A 22995-nucleotide genomic window follows, 5' to 3' on the forward strand; every position below is an offset into this window, starting at 1 on the left:
ATGACATAAAAAACAAAACCCTGCAATGTTACTACATTGCAGGGTTTTTCATTTATTACGCATCATTAACAATTAACAATCCATAATTAACAATTAATTATTTAAGGCTTCCAACCATATCTTCTGGTTTTACCCAAGCATCAAAATCTTCTGCTGATACGTATCCTAAACGAACAGCTTCTTCTTTAAGTGTCGTTCCGTTTTTGTGTGCTGTTTGAGCTATTTCTGCCGATTTGTAATATCCAATTTTAGTATTTAAAGCTGTTACTAACATTAATGAATTATCTACTAATTCTTTAATACGTTTATAGTTTGGCTCGATACCTTGTGCACAATGCTCATCAAACGAAACACAAGCATCTCCTAATAAGCGTGCTGATTGCAAGAAGTTAGCTGCCATTACTGGTTTAAAAACATTCAATTCGTAATGACCTTGCATTCCTCCTACTGAAATAGCCACATCGTTACCCATAACCTGTGCACAAACCATTGTTAATGCTTCGCATTGTGTTGGGTTTACTTTTCCTGGCATAATAGATGAACCTGGCTCATTTTCTGGAATAATAATTTCTCCAATTCCTGAACGTGGTCCTGAAGCTAACATACGAACATCATTAGCAATTTTATTTAAAGAAACTGCCAATTGTTTTAATGCTCCATGAGATTCAACAATTGCATCGTGAGCTGCAAGCGCTTCAAATTTATTTTCTGCTGTTACAAACGGATGTCCTGTAAACTCAGCAATATACTCAGCTACTTTTACATCGTATCCAGCTGGTGTGTTTAAACCTGTTCCTACTGCCGTTCCTCCTAAAGCAACTTCAGATAAGTGCGCTAAGGTATTTTTAACTGCTTTTAGTCCATAAGTTAATTGAGCTGCATATCCTGAAAGTTCTTGTCCTAAAGTAAGCGGTGTTGCATCCATAAGGTGCGTACGTCCGATCTTTACAACATTTTTATATTCAACTGCTTTTGCATGAAGTGTATCTCTTAATTTTTCAACTCCTGGAATAGTAATCTCCACAACTGCTTTGTAAGCTGCAATGTGCATTCCTGTTGGAAAAGTATCGTTTGATGATTGTGATTTATTTACATCATCATTTGCTTTTATGAATTGCTCTCCTTCTCCAATTTCAAATCCTTTAAGAACTTGTGCGCGGTTTGCAATTACTTCGTTTACGTTCATGTTACTTTGAGTACCTGAACCTGTTTGCCAAATTACCAACGGAAATTGATCATCTAATTTACCTGCTAATATTTCGTCACATACTGCAGCAATTGCATCTCTTTTTTCTACTGGCAAAACACCTAAATCATGATTTGCAAAAGCAGCTGCTTTTTTTAAGTAAGCAAATCCTTCAACAATTTCTTTTGGCATTGATGCTGCTGCTCCAATTTTAAAATTATTACGAGAACGTTCTGTTTGTGCACCCCAATATTTTTCTGCTGGAACTTGCACCTCTCCCATGGTGTCTTTTTCTATTCTAAATTTCATTTTAGTGTATTTATGTGTGTTATTATATAAAAATCTGATGTTTGATAATAATATTCTATAGCCCAGATGGAAGTGGCATCCTTTTTTAGGGCATTTTAGCCTAAAAAAGATATAACGAACAGCTGGTAATTGCTCCAGAAGTAAATTCTAGGCATATTCATTTTAAATTGACCTCAAAAATACGGATAATTACTATTTTATAAAAATTGATTTAGTTTTTTATTGGTAAGAAAAAATATTAGGCCTACATTTGTGCCTACATTCAAAAATTCCGGAAAACATGTTTGAATTTTCACAGTATTTAGGCTTTTTACTTTTCTTAACCATTCTAACTATAGGGTTTTGGTTAATGTTTTTTCTTGTAGGTTTCGTTCAATATTGGATTGGTGGAGCTTTATGGGAAATGTACAAAGAAAGAAAAGCAAAGAAAGAGCAATCAATTTAAAATTAATTTGATTACTACATAAAAAAAGGGCCCGTTTTTACGAGTCCTTTTTTTTATTTATGATACTTCCTTATCCAAGAAATTCTCATACGCCATCATTATTCTCCCCCTTAGGTTCTTTTTAACTACCAATTGATTTTCTGTGGTACAATCAACTTTGAATTGATTCTTGCACAACACATTATTTACATCAGTATACGTATCTAAAATTAATTTGATTACTTCATAAAAAAAAGGACCCGTTTTCACGAGTCCTTTTTTATCTACTGTATTTGCCTATCCAGGAAATTCTCCTCCGCCATCATTATTCTCTCCTTTAGGTCCTTTTTCTCTTTCATTTTTAGGCTTATTGAATCTATAAGTAAATGAAAGATTAAATTGTCGCTTGCGAAATTGCATTTCTCCATATGAAGTTTGATTCTCTAAATAAGTATATGACTTCATTATTCTAGAATTAAAAATATCACTTATGTTAAATGCTACTGTTGCTTTATCTTTAAGAATGTCTTTACTAAAAGCAGTATTCATACCAAACATAGCCAAGTTTTTTCCTTGAGCCGTTTTTTGTTCTCCGTTATACATTCCTGTTAACTGCCAATCAATTTTATATGGTAAAGTTAATTTTGAATTGATTCTTGCATACCAAGAATTTGCTTTGTTATCCAGATTTTGTGTAACAACAACATTGTTTGCATCTGTATAACTGTGCTCACCCGTAGTTTCTACGTTATAAAGATTAAAGTTACTGTTTATTCTCCACCATTTAAACGGCGTGTAATTAAGCGTAAATTCGAAACCAAATTTTTGCTCTTTTCCTAAGTTAATCGGTTTACTTAAAATAACTGGTATTCCATTTTCAAATCTACCTGTTGGAGATCGCACAAACGCAAATACGTCTTTTGTATCTTCAAAATAAGCTGAAGTATTAAATGTTACTTTATCCCAACGTTTGATATATCCGATATCATATTTATCTGTTAGTGATGGATCTAAATCTGGATTCCCTTGAAAAATATTAATATTACTTGAGAAATTTGAAGCTGGGTTCATAAAACGCCCTCTTGGTCTTGATAAACGTTTGCTGTAACTAGCTGTAAAGTTACTTTGATCTGATATTTCATAACTAAGAAATGCGCTTGGAAAAAAGTTATTGTATTTCTTTGTATTGAACTCTTTAGTATCTAACAAATTAACCTGAATATCAGTATCTTCCCAACGCAATCCTAAAAGGTATGAAAATTTTGTGTCTTTAATTTTCGATCCAAATTGTGTGTATATTGCATTTATATTTTCTTTATATTCTAAAGTGTTTGATAAACTATTTATTCTGTCACCTAACTCATCTAAAACAAAATATTTATTATTTAGATCACCAAAGCTTCCTTTATATCCAGCCTCAAATCTACTTCCTTCACTTATCGGAAGTACATAATCTGCTTGTAATTGTACTTGTTTTTGAACCTGATCATTTAAGGTGTTGTTAAACCCACGATTTCCCGTGATTATACTATTATTATCATCCGTATTTCTTGAAATCGATGCATCTACAGTAAGTTTATGTCCTTTATCATTGAAGTTCTTTATCAAATTTGATGTATACTCTACGTTTTCACTAGCCGAAACACCATCATTTAAACGGTATGTTGCTTTTGTAAAATTACGATTAGCATCAAATTCATTATAATTAATTAAATCTGTATCGTCTCCTGAATTTTTCTGGTAATTTATAGCATTTGTCCAAAAAGTGGTTGGATTAATTATCCACTCTACTCCTGCTCTTCCGTTGAAATTTTTCCTAATTCTTTCGGTATCTCTAGTTTCATCTAGAAAACTTTTAGTTGTCCCATCAGGGTTAAAATACTCTGAATTAGTTAAACCTCCCCCTTCATTGGTTCTGTAGTTATAACCAGCTGTAGTGAAATAATTTACTTTTTCGGTTTTATAATTTGCATTTGCACTTACTCCGTAGGTTTCTGGAATTCCTGTTGAAGCAATAAAAGTTCCGTTAAATCCTTGATTTTTTCCTTTTTAAGAACAATATTTATTAATCCTGAGCCTCCTTCAGCATCGTAACGCGCTGATGGATTTGTAATCACCTCAACTTTGTCGATTGCATCGGCTGGAATTTGTCGTAATGCTTCGGCTACATTTATCGCATTTGATGGTCTTCCATCAATTAAAATTCGAATGTTATCACTTCCTCTTAAACTTACATTTCCTTCTGTATCAACAGAAACTGACGGTACATTATCAAGAACATCACTTACTGTTCCGCCCTTTACAATCATATCCTGACCTACGTTATATACTTTTTTGTCTAGCTTAATTTCAACTGTAGATTTCTCAGCACGAATTACAACTTCGTTTAGCTGATTTGCATCTTCTGATAATGCTAGCTGTCCTAGGTTGGTATTCTCTGTAATTTTCTTTTGTTTAATTTCGATTACCTTAAATGAAATAAACTCAATTTTAATATCATAAACGCCTGGGGTGGCATCTACACTAAATTCTCCTTTATTATTGGTAATTCCTCCTGCAAGTGCTTTGGGATTTTTGGTATTCACCAAAGTAATTGTAGCATATTCAAGTGGTTGGTTAGTTGTTTTTTCGACAACTTTACCGGTAACTTTAACTTTCAGCCTTTCTGCTCCAGGTTGTTGGGCAAAACTGAAAATACTTGTAAAAAATAATACAAGCATGATTAATTGATTCTTTTTCATTTTGGGTAGTTTCTATTTGGCTTTTAGACTGCAAATGTAACTGGTGGTTTAAAATGAAAAATCATAATAATATGTTAATAAGCTTCTTTATAACGTTTCTAAAAAAGGCTTTACCAATTCTAAATCTCTTCCTATGATAGCTTTACCGTCTTTAACTACAATTGGTCTTTCGATTAAAATAGGATTATCGACCATTGCCTGAATAATTTCGGCATCAGTCATTGTTTTATTTTTGAAATTATCTATCCAGATTTTTTCTTTGGTTCGAACTAATTCTATTGGCTTTAAACTTAATTTTTGAAGCAATTCTTTTAACGCATCAAATGAAGGCGTATCGATAAGGTAAGGAATTATCTCAAAGTCTTGTTTTGTGTTTTCAATAAAAGCCAGACAATTTCTTGATTTCCCGCAACGTGGGTTGTGATATATTTTTATCATTTTTATTTTTTTAAAGAAGTAAAGATATTTGGAATAAAAAAAGGTAAATTAGTGCAAGCAAAAATAAGGTTTATGCAATAAATCGAAGTACTATTTTAAATTTAAATACATGTTTCTAGAGCAAGGAGTTAAAAACGAAAATAAATTTTGGAAATATTTACTAGGTTCTGTTTTTATAATAACAGCATCCTTTGTTGGTCAAATTCCGCTTACGCTTGCTATAGCATACGAAACTCTTGTTAATAAAATCCCGTATCCGACTAGCGAAGCTGGAATAATGACAATTTTTGAATCTAATGTAACCTTATTTCTTATCTTGATTTCATTTGTATTTGCTTTGGCAGGAGTTTACTTTGCAGTACGCTATATACATCATCAAACTTTTTTATCGGTAACCACCTCCAGGCAAAAAGTCGATTGGAATCGTATCTTGTTTTCATTTGGACTTTGGGGCATTTTTACTGCTATACTTACCGTTTTGTTCTATTATCTGAATCCTGAAGATTTTATAATTAATTTCAAACCTATTCCATTTGCTATTTTATTTGTAATCGCAACTATTTTAATTCCTATTCAGACGAGTACTGAAGAATATGTTTTTCGTGGTTATTTAATGCAAGGATTTGCAAATTTGGCTAGAAACAAATGGTTTCCACTCCTAATGACTTCTGTTATATTTGGAGTGATGCATATTTTTAATCCCGAAGTTTCTAAAATGGGATATATTATTATGATCTATTACATTGGCACGGGCCTATTTTTAGGAATCATCACTTTAATGGACGAAGGCATAGAACTTGCCCTTGGTTTTCATGCTGCCAATAATTTAGTAGGGGCGCTATTGGTCACCTCGGATTGGTCGGTATTCCAAACACATTCTGTTTTTAAAGATATTTCCGAACCTTCTGCTGGTGTCGATGTTATTTTACCTGTAATTGTTATTTATCCTATCATGCTATTTATTTTTAGCAAAAAATACAACTGGACAAATTGGAAAGAAAAACTAACTGGTGAGATCACAATTAAAAATTAAGTCTAAAACAATTAAACTATAACCAAACTCAAATGTCAAAAATAACATATAAAAACGTCCACAATTTCTTCAAATTAAATGGAGACCATTTTAATGGAGAAGACTTGTCACAAATAGCCTATAGCTTCGTCAAAGAAGGTCAAGCCTATGAAAGAGCTATAGGAGAATTTATTTTAGATTGGTTTGATAATAAGTCTTATATCGAGATAACGACTTCGGGAACAACTGGAGCTCCAAAAGTAATTCAGCTACAAAAGCAAGCCATGATTGAGTCGGCTCTTGCTACGGGAGATTTCTTTGATTTACATCCTGGAAACAAAGCATTACATTGCTTACCTACTCAGTATATTGCTGGAAAAATGATGATCGTAAGAAGTTTAATTCTAGGATTAGATGTTGATTTTGTTGCGCCTAGCCTCCATCCGCTTACAAACAACAATACTAAATACGATTTTGTAGCAATGGTTCCTTTGCAGGTTCAAAACTCTTTAACTGCACTTAAAAATGTAAAAAAACTTATTATAGGTGGCGCAGCAATGGATGCAACGCTCATAGAAAGTGTATCAAAACTAAAAACTAAAGTGTATGAAACTTACGGCATGACCGAAACTATTACACATATCGCAGCTAAACAAGTTGGTGAAAAAGCTTTTACAGTTTTACCTCATGTAAAAATAACTCAAGACGACAGAAATTGTCTTGTTATTAATGCTCCAACAATTTCTAATGAAACGATCGTAACCAATGATATCGTTGAACTTGTAAACGATCACCAGTTTGTCTTTTTAGGAAGAATTGACAACGTTATTAACAGTGGTGGTATAAAATTGATTCCAGAGCAAATTGAAGGAAAACTTTCTGGAAAAATTAATGCTCGCTATTTTGTTACTGGCGTTCCTGATACTGCTCTTGGAGAAAAATTAGTTTTGGTTATCGAAGGTGAAAAACATCCTATCGACGATTCCATTTTTAATAGTCTAGATAAATATCAAAAACCTAAAGAAATTGTTTTTGTTCCTCAATTTAAAGAGACTGAAAACGGAAAAATTATTCGCAAGAAAAGTTACCTGTATAATTTATAGTATTTACAGCTACTAAAGTAAAAAACGACATTTAGAAAACTTAATTTCTGAATGTCGTTTTTATTTAAATTCTAAACAAACTAATCACTTCTTATATTTTACATTTCACAAGAATCAATAATTAAGCGTTAAACCAAATCCCCAACCCATATCGCTATCGTAATGCATAGAAATTCCTGAGTTTTTGGTTAGAATATATTTTAAGCCTCCCATATATTCTTTATCCGTATTTACCATAAAAGCCATTCGTATTCTTGGCGAAATTGGAATATCTTCTCTAGATAGCTGGAATCTGACATTACCATCTGTAAAAACCTCAGCTTGAGCGATTACTAACCAAGGCAGTGTATAATCGGCACCTATACTTAATACGGAACGATTGTCTTTGGTGTTTTTTTGCCCAAAAACGTTTTTTTCGATCTCATCATGTCCAAATTTTCTATAACGCCAATCAAATCCTATAAACGGCATGAACCATTGGTTTTTTCCTATATAGCGCCCAATGTGTGTTTCGGTTTCATAACCGTGTTTATCATTATACCCTAATCTCCACTCGGTACCAAAACTCCAACGTGCATTTTGTACCATTGCTCTACCATCATTCCCATTGGTAGCAAAATCATTCTCGGCCATAAGATGGCTCATATTACTTTCTTTCTGCAATTGTCGATATGCCCATTCTTTGTTGGGTAATAACGGATTTGGTGCTGAATTTTCGTAACTAAAAACACGATTCATTCCCGCCATCATATGATATAAAATATGACAATGAAAAAACCAATCTCCATCAGCATTAGCGCTAAACTCAATTGTATCTGTTTCCATTGGCATAATATCCAATACATTTTTTAATGGAGCATATTCACCTTGTCCGTTTAATACTCTAAAGTCATGCCCGTGTAAATGCATCGGGTGACGCATCATCGAATTATTGTACAATACGATTCGTAATGTTTCTCCTTTTTTTATTAAAATCTTATCCGATTCCGATAATACTTTATTATCCATACTCCACAAATAGCGATTCATGTTTCCCGTTAACTCAAAACGTAGTTCTCTAACTGGAGCATCTTTGGGTAATGTAGTTACCGTTGGCGATTTAAGCATGCTGTAATTTAATGTTACAATAGCTTCAGAACCTGTTCCCATATTATGGTTTGAATGATCCATTTTTTCTCCATCATTCATTTTCATTGATTCTTTGGGTGTATGTTTCATTTCTTTAGATCCACTTCCTGTAATTTCAGGATACATTACAGCATTCATATCCATCTTTTGCAAGCTCATCCCCATTCCCATTTCGTTCATGGTTCCGTCCATGTTCATCATGCCGTTCATCATTTTCATTCCCTCAAAATAATCGAGTTTTGGCAAAGGGCTTGTTAATTGTTTTATTCCCTTTCCTAGATAAATTGAAGTCGATTTTGTTCGGTCTTCTGGCGTAGTCAAAAACTCAAATGCTGTATCATCAGCTGGGATTGTTACCACAACATCATACGTTTCAGATACTCCAATAATCAGTCTGTCTACCTCTACAGGAACTACGTCATTTCCATCATTGGCAACAACCGTAATTTTTCCTCCAGCATATGTTAGCCAAAAATAAGACGAAGCTCCTCCATTAGAAATTCGCAATCGTACTTTATCTCCCGCTTTAAATGGTCCCGGAAATTCATTTTCTTTTTTTCCGTTAATTAAAAATGCATCATAATAGACATCACTTACATCCATTGCCATCATACGTTTCCATTCGTTATTGACTTTGGTTTTAAAATGACCTGCCTTTATAGCTTCGGTATAACTTTGAGTTGTTCCTTTTTTAATCGCAAACCAATCTGAAGCATTGTGCAACATTCTATGCACATTATCTGGATTATAATCTGTCCATTCACTTAGCATAACAGGAATTGTAGGCAAATCATCAATCCCTTTTCTAAAATCAGGATCATCCGTTTTTTTCTTCATTATCAATGAACCATACATTCCAATTTGCTCTTGCATTCCGCTATGGCTATGGTACCAATGTGTTCCATTTTGGATAACTGGAAATTTATACACATACGTCTCTCCAGGTTTTATTGGCATTTGTGTCAGGAAAGGAACACCATCTTCCTGATTTGGCAAAAATATACCGTGCCAATGCAAAGATGTACTTTCTTTTAACTGATTATGCACATGTATTTCGGCAATATCTCCTTCGGTAAAAGTGAGCGTTGGCATCGGAATTTGTCCATTAACAGCAATTGCTCTTTTGGATTTTCCTGTAAAATTTACCAGCGTATCTTTTACATATAAATTATACCTTACGATTTTTTGTGCGGTTGTACTTATCGCGAATAGCAATAATATAAGTGTTGAATAAATTTTCATCTTTTAGCTTTTAAAGTTTTAAACTTCTTAATCGCAATGCATTCACAATAACTGATACCGAACTAAAACTCATTGCCAAAGCTGCAATCATAGGAGAAAGCAATATTCCGAAGAACGGATATAAAACTCCCGCAGCGACAGGTACACCTAACACATTGTAAATAAAAGCAAAGAATAGGTTTTGTTTGATATTGCTCATTACTGCGTGGCTCAGGTTTTTTGCTTTTACAATTCCTTGCAAATCTCCTTTTACCAAAGTTATCTTGGCACTCTCTATCGCTACATCTGTTCCTGTTCCCATCGCAATCCCAATATCCGATTGTGCCAAAGCTGGCGCATCATTTATACCATCACCTGCCATAGCTACAATTTTTCCTTCAGCTTGTAATTTCTCGATAACTTTTAATTTGTCTTCTGGCAAACAACCTGCTTGAAAAGAAGTTAAATGCAACTCGTCGGCTACTGCTTTAGCTGTATTTACATTATCTCCTGTAAGCATGATTACTTCAACTCCTTGGCGCATTAATTCTTTTATAGCTGCTGCACTCGTCGTTTTTATCGCGTCAGTTATCGTTACAAATCCCACTACATTTTTATCTACTGCGATGTACGAAACTGTTTTTCCTAATTTTTGTTCGGTAATAATTCTCTCTTCGATAGCGCCAGAAACAATTGCTCCTACCTGTTCCATTAATTTTTTATTCCCTAACGCAACCTTTTTACCAATAGCAGTTCCAATAACTCCTTTTCCTGCGACGTTTTCAAAATCATCGACTTTCGTCAAAGAAACATTTTTAGTCTTAGCAAATTTTACTACGGCTTCTGCCAAAGGATGCTCGCTATATTGATTTAAAGATGCAATGTATTGTAGTAGTTCATCCTCTGAATATTGTAGCGCAACAATCTTTTCTACTGAAGGTTTTCCCTCCGTGATTGTTCCCGTTTTATCAGTAATTAGAACATTTACTTTATTCATGTTCTCTAAAGCTTCAGCATTTTTTATCAAAATTCCTGATTGAGCCCCTTTTCCAACTCCAACCATAACAGACATTGGTGTAGCTAAACCTAATGCACAAGGGCAAGCAATTATCAATACAGCAATCGCATTAATAAATCCGTAAACCATAGCTGGTTCTGGACCAAATTTTGCCCAAATGAAAAAGGTAAGTATAGAAATAACAACTACAATTGGTACAAAATATTTAGCAATACTATCCGCTAGTTTTTGAATTGGTGCTCTGGAGCGACTTGCATTATTAACCATTTGTATAATTTGAGAAAGCAAAGTTTCTGAACCTACTTTCTCAGCAATCATAACAAATGATTTATTTCCATTAATAGTTCCTGAAGATACCGCATCTCCTATCTTTTTATCTACAGGAATAGGCTCTCCAGTAATCATCGATTCGTCTATTGTGCTTTCACCATCTGTGATTTTTCCATCTACAGGAATTTTATCTCCTGGTTTTACTCGTAATAAATCTCCTTTTTTAATATCATGAATCGCAATTACTTTATCAACTCCATCTATTACAAGAGTTGCTTCTGTTGGTGCCAATTTCAATAATTCTTTTATCGCTACACTAGTCTGACTATGCGCTCTTGCTTCTAACAATTGCCCTAATAAAACTAGTGTAATAATTACCGTTGCTGCTTCAAAATAAAGATGAATTGTTCCGTGCCCTGATTTAAATTCTTCTGGAAAAACCTCTGGAAAAAACATTCCTACAATACTAAATAAAAATGCCATTCCCGTACCAATCGCGATAAGGGTAAACATATTTAAATTCCAAGTTACGATTGATTTCCATCCGCGAACAAAAAACATCCAACCTGCGTAAAATATCACTGGAAGCGAGAAAATTAACTGTACCCAATTCCATTTTCCAACATCCATTATTTTTAACAACGGATTGTCGTGCATCATCTCAATCATAGCAATAAAAAAGATAGGAACAGTAAAGAGTATTGCAATTTTCATTTTTTGCAATAACTCTTTATATACCTTATTCTCTTCGGTGTCGGTTGGCTCCATTGGTACTAAATCCATTCCGCAGATTGGACACGCACCAGGTCCATTTGTTACGACTTCCGGATGCATTGGGCATGTATATTGCTGAATCTGAACAGCTGCAGGTTCTTGTACTAAATCCATCCCACATACTGGGCAATTTCCTGCCTTATCATACATTTTATCGCCTTCACAATGCATTGGACAATAATACTTACCTCCAGCATGATTATGCGGTATAGCTACTTTTTTATGATCATGCTTGTGATCATGTCCGTCAGCACTACAACATGATTTCGTTGCAGGTTTTTCATGTCCATGATTCATATTCATTTCAATGGTGTACTTTCCAACCGCAGTTAATGCTTCTTGCAGTTCTTCCGTCGGAATATGCTTTTCCATCGTAATCGTTGCTAATGGAGGATTCAAAGTAACATTTGCCTCGATTCCTTCGATTGCATTTAATGTTTTTTCTACTTTAGTCCGGCATCCATCGCAAGTCATTCCTGTAATTGTATAAGTATGAGTCATTGCTTTATTTTTTTATGAATTTTATTTTAACAAATTTCTAAAATATTGCTTTTATAAGCTTGTACAATTTTGGTAATGATTTATAAGATTTACAAATCCTCTATTTGTTTGCGTTTTTTATTCTTTAACTGTTTATAATAACTTGGAGAAAATCCAGTTACTTTTTTGAATTGATTACTCAAATGTGCCACACTACTATATTGAAGCTGAAAAGCAATTTCGCTTAAGCTTTGCTCATTGTATATAAGCAACTCTTTTACCTTTTCTATTTTTTGAGAAATAAAATATTTTTCAATAGTTGTCCCTTCTACTTCTGTAAAAAGATTGCTTAACGAGTTATAATCGTGTTGCAATTCATTTGATAAATAATGAGATAAATTGGTAGTAAGATCATTATTCCTATGATGTACCAAATCGATAATCAAGACTTTAGTTTTCTCGATAATTTTATTTTTTTTATCACCAATAAGTTCAAATCCTAAAGAATGCAAGACTTCTACCAAATTCTCTTTTAAAGAATCTATTTCTGTTTCTTGTATTTCTACTTCTCCTAATTCTACTGTAACTGGATGAAGCCCGAGTTTTTCCAACTCCGACTTCACAACCATTTTACAGCGACTACAAACCATGTTTTTAATGTATAACTTCATTATTTGATAGTTTCTACAGTACTTCCACAGCTCAGCATTTTCGAACCATAATATGGATTCTTAATAGCACTTTCTTTACTCAACCAGTTGGCTCCTTTACCATTATTTGCCATTGGGCAAAACTGATAATAGGTTGGTGTTTCTTCTTTTGAAACTTTTAATAAAGCATATACGTTTTTAGATAATGTTCCAAAATGATCTCTTTGATGCGTTGTGTCTTTAGTATCAGCAATATGTTCGGCATCTTCTTTTAAACTTTTTAAAACTTTCATCCAAACCATATGTACTTCCATTGGTAAACTTTCCATTTTTACTCCATTTATAGCTGCAACTAATGTTTTAGCTTTCGCCGAAGCTGTAGCTCCATCTGTTTTTACCAATGCATCTTTGATTCCAAAATAAGCCTCAAAAACTGGGTTTAAAGCTTTCTCTTTTAAATCAACATCTGAAGAAGTCATATTGTGGTTTGAATGCATATCATGATTCATTTTCTTTGCAGGAGGAACCATTGCCATTTTTTTAGTATTTCGCTCATATTGACAGCATTCAGGAAGTTTTGCATAAACATCATTTGGTGCTAAAAATTCATTGCTGTCATACCCTGCTAACGCAACACGCTTTAAAATCTCCTCTTTATTTGTTTTGGTTGTATCGTAGGTAAGCGTTGCCATTTTAGTATTTTCATTCCAATCTACTTCGGCAATATTTTTTAAGTTCCCTGCCTTTTCAATTACTTTTTTACACATCTCGCAGTTACCAAATATTTTTACTGTTTCAGTTTTTGCATTTTTTATTTTTGCATCACATACAGTGAATGATAGCAATGCAACGACTGCTACCAATAAAGTTTTTATTGATTTCATTTTTCTATGATTTATATAACAAGAGTTCGCAAACTCTTGTACGTTATTTAATATTGTTTTTTTTTGAATACCTAAAGTTAACGTTTTCTAGTAGACGCACTTATGGCTGTCACGGAAAACTTTTAGCTTATTTTTGGCGGAGACCAAATCGTATAAAAACCTGAAGATAAAGCATCTTCATGAGCATTGAAAAATTGTTTCTTATTAGAAAAATTAAAACAATTCAATGTAATTTCCTCTTGTTTTTCAGAACTAAGTACCGAAATAACCGTAACACAACGGCAATTAGAATGGCTGCATTTATCACCACAACCTTCTTTTCCTTTTTTATTGGATTGAGAACCACAACATCCATCAGTTGACTTTGTCTGCGATTTTTCGGTTGTATGTTTCTTTTTTTCAGATTTCATACCACACGCTTCTGCTTGTATTGGCATCAAAAAGAGACCAAACAAGAAAATAAAAAAGAATATGTGAGTTTTTGAAATCATCTAAAATTTTGAAAACCAAAGATACAATATATTTTTTTTAATGATCAAATTATGTAGTTCTGTGAAAATGGAGCGCGGATAACACGGATTTACCAAAGTAAAGACTCGGATAAAAACGGTTTTTTTCTCACAAACTTGTCTTTCTGAGGAACGAAGACACGAGCGATAGCGAACTGGCGAAGCAATCTTCGCAAGAAACTAAAACAAAGTAGCTCTAGATTGTCGAGCTGTTCCTCAGAAAGACAATATTATGGTTATATTTTGATTGACTCATTTAAGGAAATCCGTATTTATCAGCGTTTTCGCGATAGCGAATCTGCGTCATCCACGTTCCCTTTTTCTATACAATCAAAGATAAACCCAATTTATACTAACAAAAATCACACTTCAATTGTGATAACGTCTTTGAGTTTTGTTGAAAATTTTGGAGATAATCTATCCTGTTTCATTTTCCATTGTCGCCCTAATGATTGTACTCCAAATTTAACTTTGTTATCTCCAAAACTCAAATTCATTTTATCAATAACACTCATCAATGGCTGATGTTTTGGATTGGATGTATTAAATAAATTAAGTTGGGTTTCATCATTTGGCGTTAAGCCCATAACAACAACTCCTGCTCTTTTATATGAATATCCTGTTTTATAAATCTCCTTTAATCCCTTTTGAGCTGCTTGATTCAACTCGATTGTTGAATTCGTTGGGAAATCTGTATTTATAGTAATACTACGGGAATATTGCGATTGATCATTTGCTAAATAATTCGTTTGGATAAAAACGGTTACCATATTGCAATGACAGTTCTGGCGTCTCAATTTCTCAGCACACGAAGCTGTAAAAGTGCTTACTCGTTCTGAAATTTCGTCGTAAGTGGCATATTTAGTTTCGAACGAACGCGTGGTTGCAATCATTTTTTTGTTTCGAGGCCCTTCTAAATCAAGTGTTGGTTTCCCCTCTAAATCATGTTTTAGGCGAAGCCCTACCACTGCCATTTCTTTACGTACCCAAGCATCAGATAATTGTGTGAATTGATATGCTGTTAAGATGTTTTTTTGTTTCAAGCGTTTTGCGTGCTTTCTACCTATTCCCCAAACATCTTCTATTTTTGTCCACTTTAATGCTTTGATTCTTTTTTCTTCAGTATCGATTATGTAAACATTCTGAGTTCTTTCGGCAAATTTTCTTGCAATTTTATTAGCTACTTTAGCCAAAGCTTTTGTTGGTGCAAAACCTATACTTACAGGGATCCCAGTGCCTTTTGTAACTTTTTTTCGAATACTGATTCCCATCTCATTAAAATCGAACAATTCAAAACCAGTAAATTTTAAAAAAGCTTCATCGATGCTATATAATTCGATATCGGGAGTATAAGTTCTAAGCAAATTCATTACCCGATTACTCATGTCTCCATACAATGCATAATTAGATGAATACACAAAAATATTCTTCTCTTTGAAAAGTGCTTCAAATTTAAATGCGGGCGCTCCCATCGGAACTCCTGCTAATTTAGCTTCATCAGAACGCGCAATAACACAACCATCATTATTAGAAAGGATAACTACTGGTTTTCCTATCAAATGTGGTTCAAATACCCTTTGGCAAGAGGCATAAAAATTATTACAATCGACTAAAGCGAACATTTTATATTATATGAGATTATTTTTTTTTTTGCAGAACCTCTGTTTGTGTCTAGACATACTGCAGAGCGTCTCTACAATTCCTAGATTATGTATTTTTCTTAACTACGAATTTTCACTAATATATCTTTGTCAAAGTTTTTAACTTTGACAAAGATTGTAATCCATAAACTTGTCATTCTAAGAAAAATTAAAACGATTTTATCGAATGAATTACGATTCCCCAAATTAAAAGTTCATTTTCTGAGGTTACCTTTATCGGTTCATAATCTTCATTTTCGGCAATAAGCCAAACCGTATCTTTTTCAATTTTAATACGTTTTACAGTAAATTTTCCATCAACTTGACAAACTGCAATTTTATTATTTTGAGGTTCTAGACTTTTATCTATAATCAATAAATCACCATCATTGATTCCGACATCTTTCATAGAATGCCCTTTTACTTTGGCAAAAAAGTAGTGTCTTTGTTTTTAATAAATTCTTTATTGAGATCTATTGTTAACTCAATAAAATCATCTGCTGGAGATGGAAATCCAGCACTAATTCCCACATCAAAAAAAGGAATTTCTAATTTTGATGAATAATCAGGAATGTAAAATTCTAAGGTTGTATCGTCGTTATCTAAGCTTCGTAATTTCATAGCTTCACAAAATTACGGAAGTTATATTTTGCTGTTACTATTTAGTACTAAATAGTTATCAACGTCCATCTATTTTTTAATTATTTGGAGATATTTTCTTGCTTAATCTTTTTCTGAATTTATGATACGTATTATGGTATTTATTGTGGCTTGGATATTTACGATAGGAAGTAAGGTTATTAAAGATTAGGGCCACAACAAGTAATATTATAACTCCTGTTAATACTGGTGAGAAAACATACCAATATCCCATGTCTTTCATCTGGCTAGAGCCAGTCACTGCTATAAGTGCGGTTGCCCCTCCTGGTGGATGTAATGTTTTGGTTATTTGCATACAAACAATAGAAAGCGATACGGCCAAAGGCGCAGTAATCCAGATAATATCTGGTGCTAATTGCTGTACTGTTACTCCTATAAATGCTGAAATAACATGACCGCCAACAAGGTTACGTGGTTGCGAAAACGGGCTTCTAACTTCTCCATAAACCAAAACACTCGAAGCTCCAAATGATCCGATTAAATACACTAAATCTGAACCTGTAAAATGTTGTGTTTGCACAAAAGCAATTAATCCGATACCAACAAATGAGCCTACAAATGACCAGAATATCTCCTTAGAATTAATTAAAGTTTCTTTGTAAAGTATGTATCTTGTTTTGCGGTAGCTTCTTTTTATTTTGTCAACACCCATAAATTATTTATTTTGATATGCTTGGTAAAAATGTATAAACAGTATGCGGATAAATCATTTTTGCTGTGTACTTAGAGATCAAGCAAACAACTAAGATTGGTAAAAATAATGTGTAATCATTCGTTAGTCCGCAAACTAAGAAGATTGCAGTAAATGGTGCATGAATACTAGCACTTAAAACAGCAGCCATACCAATTACCATAAAATTTAAAGGAATAACCTGTGCATTAAAAAATGTATTTAAAACAGATGCTAAAAGCAATCCTAAAAAGGCTCCTATAAAAAGGCTCGGTGCAAAAACACCACCATCGCCACCAGAAGCTAAAGTTATAGAAGTAACAATCGGTTTTAAGATCAGAATACTAATAAACGTTAATGTCAATGTAAGTGTTAACGGAATTGCCGAATTTCTAAAAATTCCATTTATGGCGTGATAGCCTTCTCCATAAAGCTGTGGAAATACAAATAAGGAAACACTCAATACAATTGAGCCTAAAATGATTTTATAATAATGTGTTTCTATTTTAGAGAACTGTCCTTTAAAAAATAAGACACAACGGGTCAAATAAACCGAATTGATTCCTGCCAAAATACCTAAAAGGATAAAATATGGAATCGCTTTTAAATGCCAAGTTGTGATTGTTACAGCAAATAATGGTCCTTCATTTAAAACTGTTATTAACCCAAAAGCTATCGAAACTGCAATTAAATTGGAGATTAAAAAAGCTCTCGTTACTTTTCTTGAAATTACTTCGATTGCAAATAAAATCCCTGCAATCGGGCTACTAAATAATGCTGTAACTCCTGCTGCAACTCCCGCACAAATTAATTCGGTTTTGTACTGACGAAAAACATTTTCTTTTTGTTGCGCTACCGAACCAATAGCTGCAGTTGCCACGACTGTAGAAACTTCAATCCCTGTTGATCCTCCAAAAATAACTGTCAATAAACCATTAATAAAGTGCGATGGAATTTTATAAATCGGTAAGTTTTTAGACTTAGATTGCGTGCTTTCAAAAACTTCTTTAATCCCTTTGTTTTCTTTTTTCTTGAATAAATATTGACGAAGAAAATAAATTATCGAAAGTCCAAAAACTGGAAAAACAACATAAAAAATTGGATTTACAGTAGCTTGATGAAAAAATATTTCTTCGTAATACTCCGTTATTTTCTTGAGAGAAATTCCTAAAAATGCAGAGAGAAAACCAATTAAAATAGAAACAATAACTAATTTTCGAAATTTAATAAATTGATGATTCTTTTTGATTTTCGCCGTTTTGTTCATCAGAAGTTTGAAGTTTAAACTCACTTTTAATAAGTGGTTTGCAAATTTAAAGAAATAGAACCATAATCGTTTTAAATTATAGCAATATTGCTTTTTTTAACAGTAACGTAAGAAAATTACCTTTCGTAAAACTCTATTGGTAAATCATCTGGATCTGCTATAAAAGTAAACCGTTTATCTGTAAATTCATCCACTCGAATTGCTTCACAATCAATATTTTTTGATATTAAAAATGATACAGTCTCATCTAAATTCGAAACTTCAAAAGCCAAATGCCGTAAGCCAGTTGCTTCTGGTCTCGAAGTCCGTGCTGGTGGATTTGGAAACGAAAATAGTTCAATAACATAATTTCCGTTTAAAGCTAAATCAAGCTTATACGACTGACGTTCTTCACGATAAACTTCTCTGATTATAGTTAAACCTAGAATCTCTGTATAAAACAATTTGGACTTGTCATAATCACTACAAATGATGGCAATATGATGGACTTTATTTAGTAAAAGCATTAGTTATTATTTTCTGATTCTTGATTTAATTTTCGGATAACTTTTGCCGGATTTCCAACTGCAAGTGAATTATCAGGAATGTCTTTTGTAACAACCGAGCCAGCACCAATAACACATCCATTTCCAATGGTTACTCCAGGGCAAATTACCGAGTTTCCTCCAATCCAGCAATCATCCCCAATTGTAACTCCTTCTGCAAAGTGCAGTGTTTTTCTTGTTTCAGCATCAAGCGGATGGGTGGCTGTATAAATTTGAACATTTGGAGCCAACATCACATTTGAACCAATATTTATAGGAGCACAATCTAAAATAACACAATTTACATTAAAATAAACGTTATCTCCACAATTAATATTATAGCCATAGTCACAAAAAAAGGCGGTTCTATGTAAAAATTTTCGCCAGTATTAGGAATTAATTCAGCAATTATTTTTCTTGCTTTTTTGGTAACACGATACTCAGTAATATTTAAGCGATGTAATAGTTTTTTTGCATTTGTTCTGTCTTTTCTCAGGTCAGGATGGCCTGCAATGTAGTATTCTCCTGCGATCATTTTTTCTCTTTCAGTTTTCATAATAAGGCAATATAATTGTATATAGTATTGATAATTAATTGATTTTCTATTCTTCAGATTTAAGATTTAATTTTCTAATCACTTTAGCTGGATTTCCAACTGCCAGAGAATTATCTGGAATATCTTTTGTCACAACAGATCCTGCTCCTATTACACAACCTTTTCCAATAGTCACTCCTGGACATATTACTGAGTTTCCTCCAATCCAGCAATCATCTCCTATAGAAATTGGTAACGCATTTTCGAGTGTTTTTCTTAATTCGGCGTTAAGCGGATGCGTAGCAGTATAAATTTGAACATTAGGTGCGAAAAACACATTTGATCCAATATGAACTGGAGCGCAATCTAGAACAACGCAGTTTACATTAAAATACACATTGTCACCACAAGAAATATTATATCCATAATCACAATGAAAGGGTGGCTCTATATAAAACCCCTCACCTACATTTGGAATTAATTCTTCTAAAATCAGCTTAGCTTTTTTAGTCAAACAGTATTCGGTTACATTCAAACGATGTAATAAATTTTTAGCTTTTCTGCGTTCTTTTACTAAAATCGGATCTCCCGCTAAATAGTAATCTCCTGCAATCATTTTTTCCTTTTCAGTTTTCATTAATAGTACTATATTTTTTTCTTATTATTTTTTTATATAAAATATTTCTTAAATCTTAAAGTAACTTTTTAAGAATAACTATTTGCCCCAAATGATACACATCGTGTTGGATAATTCCATGAATGTGCTCATAATAGGTATGTCCGTTACTTGGATATATTTTATCTAAATCAGAGTCATCAAAATCTTCTAAAAATGAATTCCATAATTCTTGTGATTTTTCCAGACTTTGAAGTGATTGCTCCCAAGCCGCCTCAGAAGAATCCAAAATTGTCACAAAATAATTATGATCAGGAGTAATGACAGTTTCTCCCTGAACACGTCTTAAAATGTTTCTCCTCCATTGTATAAGATGATTGACAATTTCCCAAATCGTATTTAAATTAGGATTTATTTTCCTGTAAGCCTGCTCTGCACGCACATTTTTTAAAGTATCTACCAAAGTGACTTCTAGCCACGGATTGCCATTATAAATGGACTGATATAGATTCGAAATTCTTCTGTTTTCTGACATAATAAATCATTTTAAAACACATAAGCGAATATACAAATAAGTAATTTACAACTCATCCTTGAATTTCCACAATTGGGTTATTTAAAATTTTTTAACTAAAACTGGTAAAATACATTTGCTTTATCAAAATCAAAAAAAATGAAAACCAAGTTTCAAAAATTAAATAAAAATGAACTATTATCAAAAAACCAATCGCTTTTTACAATAGCATTTTTACTAATAAGCTCGATACTATTTGCTCAAAATACTCTTTCTGGAAAAGTAGTAGATGCAAAAGGAAAACCAATTACAGGTGCTAACATCTATATAGATGGCACTTATGATGGAGCTACGAGTGCAGAAAACGGAGAATTCTCTTTTACTACTGAAACTAAAGGAAATCAAATATTAATAGTAAGTTTTTTAATTTACGAAACTTCAACCACATCAATAGATGTTGCCAATTATAAAAATCAAACCATAAAGCTAAAAGAAAACGTAAATTCATTAGACGCTGTTATTATCACTGCAGGAACAATGGAATCTGGAGATAAAGCTAGAGTTTCTGTTTTAAAACCTCTGGATATTGTTACCACTGCTGGATCTGCTGGAAATATTATTGCTGCTTTACAAACCTTGCCAGGAACTCAAAGTGTAGGCGAAGATGGTCGCTTATTTGTTCGTGGTGGAGAAGCAAGTGAAACACAAACATTTGTTGATGGCGTTAGAGTTTCTCAACCTTATGGAGCATCAGTACAAAATTTACCAACCCGTGGTCGTTTCTCTCCATTCCTATTTAGCGGGATTGCTTTTTCTACAGGAGGTTATTCCGCAGAATATGGAGAAGCGCTATCTAGTGTATTGTTATTGAATACTCAGGACGAACCTGATCAAAATAAAACAGACATCGCCATGATGACTGTAGGATTAGGAGTTGGAAATACCCAGAAATGGAAAAAAAGTTCTTTGAGCGTAAATGTAAATTACATTAATCTAGCACCTTATCAAGCTGCAGTAAAGCAAGATGTAGATTGGAATAGACCGTATCAATCGCTATCTGGAGAGAGTGTCTATCGCTATCATTTTAAAAACGGAATTTTTAAATTATATACCGCTTTTGATACTTCTAAAATTGACCTTAACCAGAAAAACATAAATTTTGAAAATCCTATTCGAGTGAATTTAGTTAATAATAATTTTTACTTAAACACGGTTTATAATGGAACATTTGGCAGTAACTGGCAAATTACTTCAGGATTAAGTTATGGCTATAGCAACAATAAAAAAGACATTGATCTAGCTCACATCAATGATGATGAAAACGCAGCTCACCTTAAATTAAAACTAAGAAAGAGTCTTTCAAACCGAGTAAAACTATCATTTGGTGCCGATTATTTTATTACTAAATACAGCGAAGATTTTCAGGATAATTTACCACCTACAATTACTAATGAATACGACTCGAATATTGCTGCTATTTATGCAGAAACCGAAGTTTCTTTTTCTAGTAAACTAGCTGCAAAAGTTGGACTTAGAGCCTCTAATAACAGTTTACTCGATGAAACAGCATTAGCACCAAGAATTTCATTGGGATACAAAGTAGCAAAAAACAGCCAGTTCTCACTTGCTTATGGAGACTTTACACAAACTCCTGTTGTAGATTATATCAAGTACTCTAAATACCATCAGTTTGAAAGTGAAAAAGCAGCTCACTATATTTTAAACTTTCAGTACAATAAAACAGGGCGTACTTTTAGAGCCGAAGCTTATTACAAGGATTACAGCAATCTTGTAAAATACGACACACAAACCATTCAATACAACTCTGTTTTTAGTAATGATGGTACTGGTTATGCTAAAGGATTGGATATCTTTTGGAGAGATAGCAAATTATATAAAAATCTAGAATACTGGATTTCCTACTCTTACATTGACACCAAAAGAGATTATAAAAATTTTCCAACAAGTGCAACTCCAGATTTTGTTGCTGACCAAACGTTATCTGTTGTGACCAAATATTTTGTTACAGATTGGAAATCTCAAATTAGTTTAACAAATAGTTTTAGTACTGGAAGACCATACAATAATCCAAATGAAACAAAATTTATGAACGGAAAAACAAAATCATATAATAGTTTGAGTCTTAGCTGGGCTTATTTATTGACTACTCAAAAGATTTTATACTTCTCTGTTTCGAATGTTTTAGGCACTCAAAATGTATTTGGTTATGATTATGCAAAAAATCCAGATGCGACTGGAACATACAACAGACAAGCCATTACACCTACTGCAGATCGTTTTTTCTTTATTGGCTTCTTTTGGACTATTAGCCAAAATAAAAATGAAAATCAGTTGAAGAATTTATAGAAAGAGGTCCAAAGGTTTTCCTAGTATTGTGCTGAGAAGGTTCAAAGGGACAAAG

At 33.2% G+C, this 22995-nt stretch carries 17 protein-coding genes and 3 pseudogenes; 4 read left to right on the plus strand and 16 right to left on the minus strand.

All coding sequences use genetic code 11. The features are described 5' to 3' along the window. Window positions 1-97 precede the first annotated feature (97 nt). Window positions 98-1495: a class II fumarate hydratase gene (gene fumC, locus EAG11_RS11975; protein WP_129539384.1), complete on the minus strand. Its 1398-nt coding sequence runs from the start codon at window positions 1493-1495 to the stop codon at window positions 98-100. A gap of 280 nt (window positions 1496-1775) precedes the next feature. On the opposite strand from fumC, the gene EAG11_RS11980 reads away from it, so the two are divergent. Then, window positions 1776-1940 carry a hypothetical protein gene (locus EAG11_RS11980; RefSeq protein WP_035621077.1) on the plus strand — a complete coding sequence of 55 codons (165 nt, stop codon included), beginning with the start codon at window positions 1776-1778 and terminating at the stop codon, window positions 1938-1940. A gap of 276 nt (window positions 1941-2216) precedes the next feature. Here the strand turns inward: EAG11_RS11980 and EAG11_RS11985 are convergent. Both EAG11_RS11985 and arsC read right to left on the minus strand, forming a co-directional pair. Beyond that, window positions 2217-4660: pseudogene (locus EAG11_RS11985) on the minus strand (TonB-dependent receptor domain-containing protein). Window positions 4661-4747: 87 nt separating this feature from the next. Beyond that, window positions 4748-5098 (minus strand): arsenate reductase (glutaredoxin), encoded by a 351-nt coding sequence (gene arsC / locus EAG11_RS11990; RefSeq protein WP_129539385.1) that lies wholly within the window; start codon window positions 5096-5098, stop codon window positions 4748-4750. Between the two features lie 109 nt (window positions 5099-5207). Here arsC and EAG11_RS11995 point away from each other — a divergent pair, with 109 nt between their 5' ends. Continuing rightward, window positions 5208-6131 carry a CPBP family intramembrane glutamic endopeptidase gene (locus tag EAG11_RS11995; RefSeq protein WP_129539386.1) on the plus strand — a complete coding sequence of 308 codons (924 nt, stop codon included), beginning with the start codon at window positions 5208-5210 and terminating at the stop codon, window positions 6129-6131. A gap of 32 nt (window positions 6132-6163) precedes the next feature. Next, a complete protein-coding gene (locus EAG11_RS12000; RefSeq protein ID WP_129539387.1) occupies window positions 6164-7213 on the plus strand; it encodes an AMP-binding protein in 1050 nt (349 codons plus the stop codon). Between the two features lie 114 nt (window positions 7214-7327). Here the strand turns inward: EAG11_RS12000 and EAG11_RS12005 are convergent, their stop codons facing one another. The 13 genes and pseudogenes from EAG11_RS12005 to EAG11_RS12065 form a co-directional block, all read right to left on the minus strand. Next, window positions 7328-9583 carry a multicopper oxidase domain-containing protein gene (locus EAG11_RS12005; RefSeq protein ID WP_129539388.1) on the minus strand — a complete coding sequence of 752 codons (2256 nt, stop codon included), beginning with the start codon at window positions 9581-9583 and terminating at the stop codon, window positions 7328-7330. Between the two features lie 10 nt (window positions 9584-9593). Then, complete coding sequence (locus EAG11_RS12010; RefSeq protein WP_129539389.1) at window positions 9594-12125, minus strand: heavy metal translocating P-type ATPase; 2532 nt, start codon at window positions 12123-12125, stop codon at window positions 9594-9596. A gap of 89 nt (window positions 12126-12214) precedes the next feature. Next, window positions 12215-12775, minus strand: a complete 561-nt coding sequence (locus EAG11_RS12015) for a helix-turn-helix domain-containing protein (protein WP_129539390.1) — start codon at window positions 12773-12775, stop codon at window positions 12215-12217. After that, a complete protein-coding gene (locus tag EAG11_RS12020; protein WP_129539391.1) occupies window positions 12775-13638 on the minus strand; it encodes a DUF3347 domain-containing protein in 864 nt (287 codons plus the stop codon). Before EAG11_RS12020 ends, EAG11_RS12015 begins: the two co-directional genes overlap by 1 nt. A 122-nt stretch (window positions 13639-13760) precedes the next feature. Beyond that, window positions 13761-14048, minus strand: coding sequence for a hypothetical protein (locus EAG11_RS12025; protein ID WP_164998702.1), 288 nt, complete (start codon window positions 14046-14048; stop codon window positions 13761-13763). Between the two features lie 461 nt (window positions 14049-14509). Then, window positions 14510-15769 carry a Y-family DNA polymerase gene (locus tag EAG11_RS12030; protein WP_129539393.1) on the minus strand — a complete coding sequence of 420 codons (1260 nt, stop codon included), beginning with the start codon at window positions 15767-15769 and terminating at the stop codon, window positions 14510-14512. Window positions 15770-15956: 187 nt separating this feature from the next. Beyond that, window positions 15957-16408, minus strand: a pseudogene (locus EAG11_RS12035) (LexA family protein). Window positions 16409-16484: 76 nt separating this feature from the next. Beyond that, entirely contained in the window at window positions 16485-17099 is a 615-nt protein-coding gene (locus tag EAG11_RS12040; RefSeq protein WP_129539394.1) for an HPP family protein, read from the minus strand. Window positions 17100-17106: 7 nt separating this feature from the next. Then, the gene (locus EAG11_RS12045) at window positions 17107-18384 is read right to left on the minus strand and encodes a chloride channel protein (RefSeq protein ID WP_129539395.1); all 1278 of its coding nucleotides are present in this window, start codon (window positions 18382-18384) and stop codon (window positions 17107-17109) included. 116 nt (window positions 18385-18500) lie between these two features. After that, the gene (locus EAG11_RS12050) at window positions 18501-18890 is read right to left on the minus strand and encodes a VOC family protein (RefSeq protein WP_129539396.1); all 390 of its coding nucleotides are present in this window, start codon (window positions 18888-18890) and stop codon (window positions 18501-18503) included. Next, window positions 18890-19464 (minus strand): annotated as a pseudogene (locus EAG11_RS12055) (sugar O-acetyltransferase). The gene EAG11_RS12050 and the pseudogene EAG11_RS12055 overlap by 1 nt, the downstream one beginning before the upstream one ends. A 46-nt stretch (window positions 19465-19510) precedes the next feature. After that, window positions 19511-20080, minus strand: a complete 570-nt coding sequence (locus tag EAG11_RS12060) for a sugar O-acetyltransferase (protein WP_129539397.1) — start codon at window positions 20078-20080, stop codon at window positions 19511-19513. 55 nt (window positions 20081-20135) lie between these two features. Further along, window positions 20136-20594, minus strand: a complete 459-nt coding sequence (locus tag EAG11_RS12065; protein WP_129539398.1) for a DinB family protein — start codon at window positions 20592-20594, stop codon at window positions 20136-20138. 138 nt (window positions 20595-20732) lie between these two features. Here EAG11_RS12065 and EAG11_RS12070 point away from each other — a divergent pair, with 138 nt between their 5' ends. Next, complete coding sequence (locus EAG11_RS12070) at window positions 20733-22940, plus strand: TonB-dependent receptor (RefSeq protein ID WP_129539399.1); 2208 nt, start codon at window positions 20733-20735, stop codon at window positions 22938-22940. The last annotated feature ends 55 nt before the right edge of the window (window positions 22941-22995 follow it).

Source organism: Flavobacterium sp. 140616W15 (assembly GCF_003668995.1).
Classification (GTDB): domain Bacteria; phylum Bacteroidota; class Bacteroidia; order Flavobacteriales; family Flavobacteriaceae; genus Flavobacterium.

Coding starts and splice junctions, on each gene's coding strand:
- EAG11_RS12045 (WP_129539395.1), bottom strand. CDS start 18,384: ATGAACAAAACGGCGAAAATCAAAAAGAATCATCAATTTATTAAATTT.
- EAG11_RS12030 (WP_129539393.1), bottom strand. CDS start 15,769: ATGTTCGCTTTAGTCGATTGTAATAATTTTTATGCCTCTTGCCAAAGG.
- EAG11_RS11995 (WP_129539386.1), top strand. CDS start 5,208: ATGTTTCTAGAGCAAGGAGTTAAAAACGAAAATAAATTTTGGAAATAT.
- EAG11_RS12005 (WP_129539388.1), bottom strand. CDS start 9,583: ATGAAAATTTATTCAACACTTATATTATTGCTATTCGCGATAAGTACA.
- EAG11_RS11980 (WP_035621077.1), top strand. CDS start 1,776: ATGTTTGAATTTTCACAGTATTTAGGCTTTTTACTTTTCTTAACCATT.
- EAG11_RS12020 (WP_129539391.1), bottom strand. CDS start 13,638: ATGAAATCAATAAAAACTTTATTGGTAGCAGTCGTTGCATTGCTATCA.
- EAG11_RS12025 (WP_164998702.1), bottom strand. CDS start 14,048: ATGAAATCTGAAAAAAAGAAACATACAACCGAAAAATCGCAGACAAAG.
- EAG11_RS12065 (WP_129539398.1), bottom strand. CDS start 20,594: ATGTCAGAAAACAGAAGAATTTCGAATCTATATCAGTCCATTTATAAT.
- EAG11_RS12010 (WP_129539389.1), bottom strand. CDS start 12,125: ATGACTCATACTTATACAATTACAGGAATGACTTGCGATGGATGCCGG.
- EAG11_RS12060 (WP_129539397.1), bottom strand. CDS start 20,080: ATGAAAACTGAAAAGGAAAAAATGATTGCAGGAGATTACTATTTAGCG.
- EAG11_RS12070 (WP_129539399.1), top strand. CDS start 20,733: ATGAAAACCAAGTTTCAAAAATTAAATAAAAATGAACTATTATCAAAA.
- EAG11_RS12050 (WP_129539396.1), bottom strand. CDS start 18,890: ATGCTTTTACTAAATAAAGTCCATCATATTGCCATCATTTGTAGTGAT.
- arsC (WP_129539385.1), bottom strand. CDS start 5,098: ATGATAAAAATATATCACAACCCACGTTGCGGGAAATCAAGAAATTGT.
- EAG11_RS12015 (WP_129539390.1), bottom strand. CDS start 12,775: ATGAAGTTATACATTAAAAACATGGTTTGTAGTCGCTGTAAAATGGTT.
- EAG11_RS12040 (WP_129539394.1), bottom strand. CDS start 17,099: ATGGGTGTTGACAAAATAAAAAGAAGCTACCGCAAAACAAGATACATA.
- fumC (WP_129539384.1), bottom strand. CDS start 1,495: ATGAAATTTAGAATAGAAAAAGACACCATGGGAGAGGTGCAAGTTCCA.
- EAG11_RS12000 (WP_129539387.1), top strand. CDS start 6,164: ATGTCAAAAATAACATATAAAAACGTCCACAATTTCTTCAAATTAAAT.